Source organism: Candidatus Stygibacter australis, assembly GCA_030765845.1.
Lineage (GTDB): Bacteria > Cloacimonadota > Cloacimonadia > Cloacimonadales > TCS61 > Stygibacter > Stygibacter australis.
In genome coordinates, this window is record JAVCDJ010000001.1 from 1 (window position 1) to 10,234 (window position 10,234).

Genomic DNA, 10,234 nt, shown 5'->3' on the forward strand with positions numbered 1-10,234 from the left:
ATAAACGAGCTTTGCGCTATATGGCAGTGCTTGATCCGGTAAAAGTGATCATTGATAATTACCCTGAGGATAAAGTGGAATATTTCACAGCCATAAATAACCCTGAGAATCCTGATGATGGAACTCGTGAAGTGCCTTTCAGCCGGGAACTATACATCGAAAGAAGTGATTTTATGGAAGATGCACCCAAAAAGTTCTATCGTCTGGCACCAGGCAGGGAAGTAAGATTGCGTTATGCCTATTTTATCAAATGCGAAAGCATAGTAAAATCAGAAACCGGTGAGATACTGGAAATACATTGCACCTATGATCCAGCCAGCAGTGGTGGAAATTCTCCTGATGGCAGAAAAGTGAAAGCCACTTTGCATTGGGTGAGTTCCGCTCAGGCAATAGATGTAGAAGTGCGTCATTTTGATAATCTGCTTACCATTTCCAATCCTGCCGAATCTGAGCTTGATTTTATGGAATTGATCAATGCAGATTCCCGTAAAATACTCACGAACTGCAAACTTGAACCAGCTTTAAAAGAACTTAAGCCAGAAAGTAGGGTGCAGTTTGAGAGAATTGGATATTATTGTGTAGATAGAGTAGAAAGCAGACCAGGTAGACCGATATTCAACCGAACAGTGGGTTTACGTGACGAATGGTCAAGAATTCAGAAAAGAAAATAATAATCAATGGGCTTTCAGATCATAATGTTCTGTAAGCCCATTTTAAGGTAATTAGTTATGGGATATTACAGAAAACTGATTGGGGAACGATTATTTCTGGCACCTGTGCGGATTGAAGACTCGGACAAATTCTGCCGCTGGTTTGCTGATGCAGAAATTGCCCTGAACCTGACGATGTTTGACCGCCAAATGACCAAAGAACGTGAAGAAGCTATTTTGAGCGATATGGTAAAAAACAATTCTCAGATATTCAGTATTGTTTTAAATAATGGGGAACAATTGATCGGGAGCTGCAGTTTATTTGATCTGGATCACAGTGACCGCAAAGCAGAGCTGGGTATCATGATAGGTGACAAAAGCTGCTGGAACCAGGGATATGGCACCGAAGTAGTAAAACTTTTGCTTGATTATGGTTTTAATATCCTGAATCTCAATAATATATATCTCAAGGTTTTTGCATATAATGAAAGAGCTTATAAATGTTACAAAAAAGCGGGTTTCAAAGAAATTGGCAGACATCGGGAAGCAAGAATCATCATGGGCAGGAAATATGACGAGATATTCATGGATTTCCTGGCTTCAGAATTCAGTGAAAGCAACTTAAGTGACTATTTTAAATAATGAGCTTATTTACTAAGATCCACGACCAGGATAGAGCCCTGGGGATATTGCAAACTGCTATTATGAATCATAAAGCAGGTGGCAGTTATCTTTTTTATGGTGGAAATGGTATTGGCAAATTTACAGCTGCCCTTTATTTTGGTATGGCTTTAAACTGTGAAAATGAAGATAAGCCCTGCGGTGTATGTAATTCCTGTCGTAAATTTCTTTCTTTCAGTCATCCGGATTTTGTTTATATTTTTCCCACACCAAATCTTAAATTTAATTATGATGGCTCCTATAAGGATGAAAGGCTGGGTAAAGAATATGAGGAATATATCCAATTGCGCAGTAAATATCCCTGGAGAAGCTATACTTTCAGTCAGAAGGTTGAGATCAGGATAGATGCCATCAGGATGCTGATCCATAAAATAAGCTTGAGTGCTCATGAAGCGAAGTATAAGATCTGCCTGGTGGAAAGTGCAGATCTGATGAATAATAATACAGCCAACGCCTTTTTGAAAACGCTGGAAGAACCACCCGAAGATACTATAATTCTGCTGACAAGCAATCGCCCGGATTTCTTATTACCCACGATATTATCCCGTTGCCAGAAGATACCATTTAATCAACTTTCCGTTGATGATATACAGAGGGAGCTGCTGGAAGTGCAGGGAATCGAAGCAAGCAGGGCACGCCTCCTGGCAAGAATTGCAAATGGTAATCTGGAAAGAGCTTTGCAATTGATGGAAGAGGGTGATACTGAGATCAGGGAAACAGCTAATAAATTAAAAGAACTTATAACCAGTCAGGATGATCTGGGATTTTATGAATTTCTGAGTAAAATTAAGGGTAATCCTCCTGAATGGACAGCAAATCTGATCATCCATTTGCAGATCGCACTTGCTGACCTGGCGTTCTTTGAACACAATCCGGAATTCATTGTCAATATCGACAGGACAAATATGCTGGAAGCCATGTACCACAAATATCCTCAAATAGATGATAAAATCCTGGATCTGATCCGCTTTCTGGAAGATTGCCAGAAGAAGCTTAAAGGCAATGTTAATCAGCAGTTAATAATTTTGGAAATTTATAACAGGTTAGGAAGATTATTCAATTAAGAAACCAGTTAAATATTTTTTCCTACCTTATATACAATTTATAAAAAAAAAAAATTGACCTATTTATTAAGATGTAGCAAATTTGATAATCAATGAGGGACAGTATATTGGTGTAGTTGCTCTAAATTTAAAAAGATGGTGAAAATATGGATGGTTATTAATGAATCAGATATTTAAATTTGAGGAAAATATCGAGAAAAAGAATGAAAAATATCTATCGAAAACTGAAAAAGAAATTGATAATCAAACGAACTCTCTTCCGAAAAATTCGGAATACAAAAAGTCCGCAAGAAGCGGAACAGGGGAAAAAGATGAATAAAAAAATGAAAAAAATTCTTTTGATTTTATCGATCTCGCTGTTTGCAGCAAGTACTGTATTCGCAGCAGATCTTAACGAAGGATTTGAAACTTGGCCTCCAGTTGATTGGACTATTGTTCAAGGAGATTGCTCACCAACAAATGATATTACTCAAAGCGGTGACCAATTCTACAGCGGTGAGTATTCTGCAAGATTCTCATCTTATTCAAGTTGCGCAAGCTATGATACGTACCTCGTTACTCCGGAATTGATCACAACAGACGGAGATCAGACAATATCTTTTCAGTATAAAAGATATAGTTATGGAAGTGAATATTTTACAGTTGGCTGGTCATCAACAGGAACAGATGTAACTACAGATTTTACCTGGAGTGATGAAATTAGTGATGCTACAGTAGATTGGCAGCAATATAGTAAAACTGATTTACCAATAGGAACAAAATATGTAGCAATTCATTATTATAGTCCTTATATGTATTACTTATATTTAGATGATGTAATGGGACCTGAAGTTGTGCCTAATAGTACACCAGCAATAACAGGTTACTCACTGGTATCTTCTATTGATTTGGCAACCTGGTTACCAGTGGAAGATGATGTAGTAATAGTAGATCCTGTGTATGATTACACTTATCTTAACCTGAGTGATATGACCACAACTTTGCCACTTATGGCAGATGAATTAAATGAATTCTTCGTTAATACCTATCCAGAAGGCTGGTTTGACTATTGGGCAGCAAAAGGCGTAATTGAAGGCGCAGCAAGCTGGCAGGCAGTAATGTGGGAAATTATCAATGGTAATGCTCCTATCATGTATATTGCATATGACGGCACAGACTATATGCTGGTTGACGGTCTGCAATATCAGATCGGCGCTGGTGAACTGAATCTCCGCGTGAGTGGAGATTACCTTTTAGGTGATTACACCTATACAGGTACTGTTCTGGGTGCAGATGGTACTCCTTCAGAAGCAGTTGGAATACCACTCACATTTGCAGAACCATGGGTTCCACTTCAGGGTGACCTCTGTGGAGACCCAATTCCACTTACTTTGCCAGTAGTAGATCTTGCTGGTACTTCAGATGGCTTTATGGATGACTACAGCTATCCAGGTAGTTCCTATATGAATGGAATAGACATTGTTTATGAAATAACTATTGATGTTGATGGCGGATTCCTGCAGGGAAGTTTAGCGACTGTCGGCTATGGTTATCCTGGATTATTCATTCTTGACGGTTGCCCAGATGGTGAATATAATACAATTTATAATGGTGGAGCAGGTCAATCCATTACTTTTGACGGCATTGCTATTGATGCTGGCACATATTATGTGATCGTATCTAACTGGCCCACTCCTAATGATTTTGAATACACCTTAAATCTGGAATGGTATGAATGGACACCGGATCCGGGAGAAGCCTGCGAAACAGCTATCCCGTATTATAACATCAATGATCCTGCTCAAGTAGGGGCTACTGTAGAAGCTTATGATGGCGTGTGGTATGAATTCTATCTTGATAATGAATATCTGGACGTAGTCGTCTCTCTCTTAGGTTCTGATTTTGACACCATCCTGGAAGTATGGGCAGATTGCGGTGATGATACATATATAGCTTATAATGATGACTGGTCTGGACGTGGAAGCATGATCAATCAGGAAAATATCGATAAAACGCAATCAAGAGTAGCTCAGAGCCAGATAGTGTTTGATAATCTGGAAGCTGGAAACTATTATGCCAAAGTTTATGGTTACAGCACTAATTTTGGAGATTACATTCTGAATATTACTGGTGTTAATGCTGGACTGCCTGATGGTGATATCATAGATAATGCTATACCAGTAGTCTTTGATGAATTTAATTACTTCAATGATTTCGGAGATCAATCAGTTTATAATGATGACTATGTAATGCCAGGTTATGGTGGCGATAATGCTGATATAGTTTATGCACTTACTGTTCCTATGGATGCTCTGGTAGATGTTTCACTGCTTGGCAGTGATTTTGACACTAAGTTAGCTATCTACGCTTCTGATGTAATTCCTGGAGCTGATAACTATCTGTATTATAATGATGACTATTATGCTCGCTCTGGCGGTAATGAACTGATCGATTGGGCTCGTCCGATAATCCCAAATAAGGAAAACAGCCGTGTATCACAGAGTGCTCTTTATGATATGACTCTTGCTGCCGGCATGTACTGGATTGTTGTAGATGCTTATGGTACAGAAACTGGAATGTGGGATATCGAAGTTAACTGGGAAGATGCCTGTCAGGCTCTGGAATGCGTTGGAACACCTGAAGGTGAAGATATGATCCTTGAAGGTGGTGAAGATGTTACCAATGGTGGATGTAACATGGTAGAGCCACTCTTTAGTTCAATTGTACCTGGTGAAACAGTATGCGGAATGCTGAATAACTATATCACTGCTACTGGTGGTGAATCTCGTGATATGGACTGGTATCTCTCTAATACTGGTGACGAATTTGAATTTTATGAAGTAACGGTAACCGTAGATTGTGACTTTGGTGACGCAGCTTTATGGCTTACCAGTGGAAACTGCGACGGTCTGGCTGTATATGGTTTCTATAATGAAACAGGCTACTGCTCTTATGAAATGGGTACAATCCAGATACCTGCTGGTGATTTTGGAATTATTGTCTCCACTCCTGGATATACTGGCTATCCTGATGGCTTCAATTATGCTCTGAATGTGGAAGTAGCTGAATATATTCCACCTGAAGATGTATTTATTAATGTAGATGTTGATTACTGGGCAATTGAAGCAAGCTGGAATGTATATGATTATCAATTAGAAGACTTCCTTTATGCTGAAGACTTAACATTTGCTGCTGCATATGAAATGCAGACTGAAGCTCTTATCCTTGATCCGGGAATGTATTCTGTAGTTTGCTACGATTCATACGGAGATGGTGGTATCAGCGGAAATGTAATCCACTTAATGCAGGAACTTACTTCCTGGGTAACCTATGCTTATTCGGAAGCCTGGTTTGATTTTGAAGTCGGCGGTGGCATGATGTATGGTGACGTTGATGATAATGGAGCAGTAGAAGCATTTGACACATCTAATGTTCTGCAATACGTTGTAGGTCTTGATCCTGATGGTGCTCCACTCCCATGGAGTGATGAAACTATAGCTATTGCTGATGTTGATGGCAATTTCTGGGTTAATGCCTATGATGGTTCACTCATTCTGCAATACGTTGTAGGATACATCGATATCTTCCCAGTAGAAGAATTGGTTCGTTCTGATGCTCCTAATGCTTTAGTTAATGTAGAACTCATTGATAACGAACTTATCTTCACTGCTAATGGTGAACTTTATAGCTTTGAAGCTACGATTTCATCAGAATTTGGCACACTAGAAACTGAAGTGCTCTATGCCGTTAATGGCAATAAGATCGCTCTGGCTTCTGCTGATGTCATCACGGGTGAATTCCTGAGAATTCCCGTCAGTGCTGATGAAGTAACTATCGACATGGTAATTAATAACGCCACTGAGAGATTAGACCTTACTTCTGCTCCAGCAGTTACATCTCTTAAGAGCAATTATCCGAACCCCTTCAACCCATTTACAACAATCGCTTATGATGTTGCTGAAGCTGGTAATGTTCTCATCCAGGTTTACAACGTTAAGGGTCAGTTAGTAACTACTCTGTTGAACGAACAGAAGGATCCTGGCGCATACACACTTCAGTGGAATGCTGATGGTCAAGCTTCTGGCGTTTACTTCTACAAAATGAAGTTCGGTCGCTATACAAGCACTAAGAAGATGATACTAATGAAGTAATCAGCTTCTAATAATACGCTCAGCCCCAGCAATGGGGCTGAGCATTTTCTCTTTTTTTTTTAATACGATAACTCTAACAGCAATATAAGATACTACTGAATAGATTTATCGTTTTTTATTAACTTTTCTAATTATTATGAGGTTAAATATGAAAAAGACTATTTTAATATTTCTCTTTTTCCTAATACTTTTACCCATTTTTGCTGATGATCCAGCCAGGGATAACCGTCCTTTAGGTGATTGGTCAGGACACGTTTACAATGCCAATACCGGTGAACCTGTCTTTAATGCCCAGATCATCCTATCAACAAACTCATTCTCCCGAGATGATGAAGAAGATATCACCAGAGAAACCTATACCGAATATACCAATGAGGAAGGCTATTTTGAATTTCTTTTTACAGATGTCAATGTTTACTACCTTAGAATTAGAAAATTGATGCATTACGACCTGTTTGACGTCGTCAGTATCATTGGAGGTACTAATGAACCTTCAGAATTTCTACTGCAAAAAGCTGTAGGCTGCAACTATAATGCCTATTTTGTCCTGGACCAATATTACTATGAAGCTTCCTGGAATATACAAAATGCCGATTCGGGTAGCTTTTATTTCGGCGCAGACCAAACCTTTAGCTCGGAAGAATCGGTTCGCTATTTCCTATATCTGGAGCCTGGCACCTGGACATTCCTTCTCCATGATAGTTTCGGAGACGGAGGTTGGGGGTGCACTGTTAATACCGCTGCGGGAATCGTTGTCCATGAAGAGTATATAAGTGGCAGCGAACTTGAATTTGACATTGTTGTCCCTGAAATTTCCGGATGTTCTTGCTCTAATCCTATAGAATATCTCGATATTAATGATCCACCAAAAACCGGAGAATGCGCCGATACTCAGGAAATATGGTATAAATTCTATCTTGATAACACATACACTGACGTGACAGTATCACTCCTGAATTCTCTTTTCGATACAGCACTTGAGATCTGGGAATATTGTGGTGACGATAATTATATGGCTTATAATGATAACTGGCAGGGAGCTGAACAGAGCCGGATAGATTTTGAATCACTAGATCCTGGATTTTATTATGCCAAAATCTATCCTGGAGGCGATGATCCCGGCTACTATGAAATTGAAATTACCGGTGACATATCTCTGCAAAACGGAAACCTGGAAGGTTATGTTTATAACTCTGTCAGTCTTGACCCAATAGAAGGAGCAGTTGTTGAAATCTATTTAGCGGAAGCGCGAGAATCATCCAGGCTATATACTACTACTGACGCTGAAGGTATTTTCCAGTTCAACGACCTGGCAATAACCACTTACGATGTTTATTGCTCAGCTACCCTGTATCTGGATTACGAGACACAGATCACTATCGTAGAAGGAACAAATTATATTGATCTGCCTATGGAACCCTTTACTAACTGGAATACACACCTGGCACTGACGGTTGATTCCTGGGAAACTGAAGCCAGCTATAATCTCTTGATGCCGGAAGAACAAGGCTGGTTCTGGGCTACTGACCAGACTTTTGCCAGCGAATATCAAACCAGAAATCATTGGATAAATCTGGAACCGGGATATTATGAAGTATATTGCTGGGATACTTACAATGACGGCGGAATCGCTGGAGTTGTGGAAGATAATAATGGCAACCTGCTAATTTCCTGGGATGATGAAGCTTATTATTCCGAAGGTATTTTCGGCTTCTATGTTTCAGGTGACGTATTTTATGGCGACGTAGATGCAAATGGTTTTGTCGAAGCCTATGACGCTTCCAATGTTTTGCAGTATGTAGTGTATCTGGAACCCGATGCTGTCCCTCTGCCCTGGGATGAAGAAACAATATCAAGAGCAAATGTAGATGGTAATGATTTCATTGGCGCCTATGACGCATCTCTTATTCTTCAATACGTTGCTGGCTATATAGACATCTTCCCGGTTGAAGAAATGGTTCGTCATCAGACTCCGGAAGCTGGTGTGGAAATTACCTTCGTTGATAATGAACTTGTCTTCACTGCTACCGGTGATCTTTATGGCTTTGAAGCTGAAATATCATCCACGATCGGAACTCCTGAAACTAATATTCTTTGTTTCCTTAACGGTAATAAGTTAGCTCTTGCCTCGGCAGAAGTTCTCATTGGTGAATTCCTGAGAATTCCTGTCAGTGCTGATGAAGTAACTATTAACATGGTAATTAATAACGCTACTGAGAGATTAGACCTTACTTCTGAACCTGCACCTATACCTGCAGTTACATCTCTTAAGAGCAATTATCCGAACCCCTTCAATCCAATTACAACAATCGCTTACGATGTTGCTGAAGCGGGTTATGTTCTCATCCAGGTCTATAACGTTAAGGGTCAGTTAGTAACTACTCTGTTGAACGAGCAGAAGGACCCTGGAGCATACACACTTCAGTGGAATGCTGATGGTCAAGCTTCTGGAGTTTATTTCTACAAAATGAAGTTCGGACGCTATACAAGCACAAAGAAAATGATACTGATGAAGTAATCAGCTTCTAATAATATGCTCAGCCTCTGAAAGAGGCTGAGCTTTTTTTTGCTCAATTTTTCCAACAAAATCTTTGAATGGTCCTGCAGCTTGGCAATGGATTACATGTTGAACAATTTAGGTAATAGTTAAGTGTCTTATTAAATAAGTCTTATAATCTGGTTAAAAAGAAAGCATCTCGGATGCTTATCATAGCAGAAAACCTTACCCAAATACTTACTCCACCTATAGAGAAGTCTTTATATTACCGGACAGACGACGGGATAACATTTAAATGTTATCCCGTCGTCAGTCCGGTGAGTGCTTTACTGGTCAATTGCTGCAAGATGAAAGATGAGTGGGGGATTTTGTGAACGATGTGAACATTGTAAACGCAGTAAACATGGTGAAAGCATGGAACTGGGAAAATTTTAGTGTAATGATTTAGGGATAATGATTCAGAGAGACAGGTTAGGGAGAGTTATTTTATTTTGATCATTTTTTTGGGTTAGGAGTAGGGGATGTTGATATGTGGATGATATTTGTCTGCCTGGTTTGTTGAACTGGGAATTGATTTATAATACCTACAAAAAATTGCAAGATGAGTGAGGCATCATACGCCTCAATCTGTTGATTGCCATCCACATCAGCGAGGGTTATTCTCCAGTCATTCCAGGGTAAGGGAGCAAAAGGTGCAGGATCGAGTGAAACATGATATTGCAGAATTAGAGCAGCATCAAGGGACTCGATCATCTCATTGAGGTCAATATCTCCATAAACCCGAGCGAGGGCAGTGACTTCTATCACCTGAGTGGCTGGCTGTGAATAACCATCAAAGGCGTGAACCACGATTTCTTCCGATCCAGAATAACCAGCAGCAGCAGAGAAAGTGATAATCGGAAAATTGTTATCAATTATTATGGAGTTATTATGAGTTAATTGCAGTGAGACAGCATCATTTTCTACGTCATAGATAAATAGAGAGAAATCTATTGTAAGCGAGTCATCATTGATAAAGGTGAAATCATAATCACAATTTAGATAGGGTGAATCATTCACCGGGATAACACATACATTAAGAAGCTGGGAAGTAACTAATCTTCCCTGGGAATCACTTACGGAAATCAGAAGCGAATCTTCCCCATTCCACTGTTCAGCAGGTATTATTGATAAATCCCAGTTGTATATAGTCGCCAGTAAATAGTCAGTGGA

7 protein-coding genes are annotated in these 10,234 nt (G+C 39.6%); 6 read left to right on the forward strand and 1 reads right to left on the reverse strand.

All coding sequences use genetic code 11. The features are described 5' to 3' along the window. From RAO94_00005 to RAO94_00030, 6 genes are all read left to right on the forward strand, one after another. A partial coding sequence (locus RAO94_00005; GenBank protein MDP8320709.1) for a glutamine--tRNA ligase occupies positions 1–671 on the forward strand: 671 nt, incomplete at its 5' end. A gap of 57 nt (positions 672–728) precedes the next feature. Beyond that, complete coding sequence (locus RAO94_00010) at positions 729–1,292, forward strand: GNAT family protein (protein MDP8320710.1); 564 nt, start codon at positions 729–731, stop codon at positions 1,290–1,292. Further along, a complete protein-coding gene (locus RAO94_00015; protein MDP8320711.1) occupies positions 1,292–2,395 on the forward strand; it encodes a DNA polymerase III subunit delta' in 1,104 nt (367 codons plus the stop codon). The genes RAO94_00010 and RAO94_00015 overlap by 1 nt, the downstream gene beginning before the upstream one ends. A gap of 160 nt (positions 2,396–2,555) precedes the next feature. Further along, positions 2,556–2,714: a hypothetical protein gene (locus RAO94_00020; protein ID MDP8320712.1), complete on the forward strand. Its 159-nt coding sequence runs from the start codon at positions 2,556–2,558 to the stop codon at positions 2,712–2,714. Between the two features lie 4 nt (positions 2,715–2,718). Beyond that, the gene (locus RAO94_00025) at positions 2,719–6,525 is read left to right on the forward strand and encodes a T9SS type A sorting domain-containing protein (GenBank protein MDP8320713.1); all 3,807 of its coding nucleotides are present in this window, start codon (positions 2,719–2,721) and stop codon (positions 6,523–6,525) included. Positions 6,526–6,673: 148 nt separating this feature from the next. Further along, positions 6,674–9,043, forward strand: a complete 2,370-nt coding sequence (locus RAO94_00030; protein ID MDP8320714.1) for a carboxypeptidase regulatory-like domain-containing protein — start codon at positions 6,674–6,676, stop codon at positions 9,041–9,043. 474 nt (positions 9,044–9,517) lie between these two features. On the opposite strand, the gene RAO94_00035 is transcribed toward RAO94_00030, so the two are convergent. Further along, positions 9,518–10,234 (reverse strand): hypothetical protein (locus RAO94_00035; protein MDP8320715.1); only part of this gene is annotated, 717 nt, incomplete at its 5' end.